We start from the raw sequence: 2,620 nt of genomic DNA on the forward strand, positions 1-2,620 counted from the left end.
CGACTGCCGCCGCGGCCGGCGCCGCCGCGCCGGGCCTGAGCGCCCGGCGTCAGCGGAAGGCGAACGCCCAGATGATGGCGGTGTTGAACAGCCACAGCGCCAGCGCCGTGGGCCATTGGGCGCGGATCACCGCGTAACGGTCGGACAGTTCCAGCAGTGCGGCCGGCACGATGTTGAAGTTGGCCGCCATCGGCGAGACGAGCGTGCCGCAGAAGCCGGCCAGCATGCCGACCGCGCCGATCACCACCGGATCGCCGCCCAGGCCAACCACCAGCAGCGGCAACCCGATCCCGCCCATCATCACCGGAAAGGCGGCGAAGGCGTTGCCCATCAGGAGGGTGAACAGCGCCATGCCGCCGGTGAAGGCCAGCACGGCGGCCAGCCGGCTGCCATCCGGGATGGCCAGTGGCGCCAGCGTACCGACAATCTCTCCCACGCCCGTGATGGTGAACACCATTCCGAGACTGGCCAGCAATTGCGGCAGCAGCATTGCCCAGCCGACCCCTTCCGCCAGCCGTCGGCCTTCGCTGACCACGGCGATGGCCGGCGGCCGCTGCCAGGCGAGCAGGGCGACCACGGCCAGCACCGCGCCCAGGCCAAGGCTGACCAGCGTCACCTGTGAAGGGTTCACCAGCGTGCCAAGGCGCGGGAAGAGCAGGCTGCCGGTCAGCGCCACGCCGGGCATGATGAGGGCGGGCAGGAACAGGCGGTTGCCATGGCGCTCGGCGCTGGTCTGCCGCTCGGCCGGGCTGCTGGTGCTGGCAGCGCCCTTGCCCGGCGCGCCGGCCAGGGCCAGCGCCACCAGCGCCAGCACAATCACGCCGTTGCCGGCATCGCCAAGCACGTCCCCGGCTGCGAATTCCAGCGCGATGAGGGCCCAGAAGGCGGCGGCGCGCCAGCGGCGGGGATGGTCCCTGTCAACCAGCGTGGCACCCGCCCAGCTGGCGAACACCAGCGCGGCCAGCGCATAGAGTTCGGGCAGGCCGATCATTGCCGGCGGCCGAGACGCACGAGGCGCAGGCCGTGGACCATGAAGGCCGCCAGCGCCGTGGGAATGGCCCACACCGAGAGCTGCAGCGGTTGGACAAGGATACCGGCTGCTTCCAGCACGCCCTTGATGAGCAGGATCGAGGCGATGGCGATGAAGATGTCCTCGCCGAAGAACAGCCCGACATTGTCGGTGGCGGCGGCCATCGCCTTCACCCGGTCGCGCGCCTCGGGGGTGATCGCCGGATCATCGCGCGCTGCCGCCGCTTCCGCCATCGGCGCCAGCAGTGGCCGCACCGTCTGGGCATGGCCGGCGACCTGGACGAGGCCCAGCGCCGCCGACACCTGCCGGAGCGCCAGGTAAAGGATGAGGATGCGCGGCGCAGTGGCGGCACGCGTGCGCGCGATCAGCCGGCGCGCCTGTTCCTGCAGGCCGGCACGCTCCATCAGGCCGATCACCGGAAGCGCCAGCCACGGCACGGAAACATAGCGATTCTGGTGAAAGGCCTTGCCCAGCGCCGCCACCACCTCGACCGGGCCGAGCCCTGCGCCCAGTCCGCTGCCGAAGGCCGCCGCAACCACCACCGCCAGCGGATTGGCGCGGATCGCAAAGCCGATCACCACGATGGCGATGCCGGCCAGTGGCCATAGGCCGGGCAGACTGCTCATGCGCCCCGATCAGCCCCGAAACCACCACCGCCCGGCGTTTCGATGACGATGGCATCACCCGGCATCAGTTCGGCCCGGGCGCAGGCAGGCAGCACCTCCACCCGGCCATCGGCATGCTCCACCCGCGCCGTGCCGGGCAAAGCATCGCCGCCGCCCATCAGGCCGAAGGGCCGCGTGGCGCGCCGACCCGACAGCAGTGAAGCGGTCATGCCCACGCGCGCCCGGATGCGGCGGATGACGCCGTCGCCACCCGGCCAGCGCCCGGCGCCGCCGGAACCCTCACGCACGGCAAAATCCTCGACCAGCACCGGAAAGCGGCTTTCCAGCACCTCGGGATCGGTGAGCCGGCTGTTGGTCATGTGGGTCTGCACCGCGCTGGCGCCGGCAAAGCCGTCTCCGGCCCCGGCACCCCCGCTGATTGTCTCGTAATATTGGAAATCGCCGGTGCCGAAGGTGAAATTGTTCATCGTCCCCTGCGCGGCGGCCATCACGCCCAACGCGCCGAACAGCGCATCCGTGATGATCTGGCTGGTCTCGACATTGCCGGCCACCACGGCGGCGGGCGGTGCCGGATTGAGCAGCGAGCCTTCCGGGATGACGATGTTGATGGGCCTCAGGCAACCATCGTTCATCGGCAGGTCGCTGCCAGCGAGGCAACGGAAGCCATAGAGCACGGCGGCCTGGGTGACGGGGCGCGGCGCGTTGAAATTGTCGGCCGCTTGCGCACTGGTGCCGGTGAAATCCACCGTGGCGCTGTTGGTCTCGCGGTCGATCCGCACGGCAAGGCTGATGCGGGCGCCATTGTCCATGGCGAGGGTGATGGCGCCGTCGGACAGGCGGGCGATGGCAGCGCGTACTGCCGCTTCGGCATTGTCCTGCACATGGGCCATGAACGCCGCGACCCGTGCCTGGCCCTCCGCCGCGCACAGCGCCACCAGCGCGGCAGCGCCGCGCGCGCAGGCGG

General features: G+C 70.7%; 3 protein-coding genes. All 3 read right to left on the bottom strand.

Annotated elements, in window-relative coordinates; translation table 11 throughout:
• Positions 1-49 precede the first annotated feature (49 nt).
• Positions 50-991: a DUF979 domain-containing protein gene (locus GJV64_RS13545; RefSeq protein WP_164157898.1), complete on the bottom strand. Its 942-nt coding sequence runs from the start codon at positions 989-991 to the stop codon at positions 50-52.
• Positions 988-1,656 (bottom strand): DUF969 domain-containing protein, encoded by a 669-nt coding sequence (locus tag GJV64_RS13550; protein ID WP_164157900.1) that lies wholly within the window; start codon positions 1,654-1,656, stop codon positions 988-990. Before GJV64_RS13550 ends, GJV64_RS13545 begins: the two co-directional genes overlap by 4 nt.
• A partial coding sequence (locus tag GJV64_RS13555; RefSeq protein WP_205599638.1) for a hydantoinase B/oxoprolinase family protein occupies positions 1,653-2,620 on the bottom strand: 968 nt, incomplete at its 5' end. The genes GJV64_RS13550 and GJV64_RS13555, both read right to left, overlap by 4 nt.

This window comes from Sandarakinorhabdus rubra, assembly GCF_010994245.1.
Taxonomy (GTDB): Bacteria; Pseudomonadota; Alphaproteobacteria; order Sphingomonadales; family Sphingomonadaceae; genus Sandarakinorhabdus; species Sandarakinorhabdus rubra.

Bases quoted from the DNA above. Each gene is read 5' to 3' on its own strand.
- GJV64_RS13545 (WP_164157898.1), bottom strand. From the start codon at position 991: ATGATCGGCCTGCCCGAACTCTATGCGCTGGCCGCGCTGGTGTTCGCC.
- GJV64_RS13550 (WP_164157900.1), bottom strand. From the start codon at position 1,656: ATGAGCAGTCTGCCCGGCCTATGGCCACTGGCCGGCATCGCCATCGTG.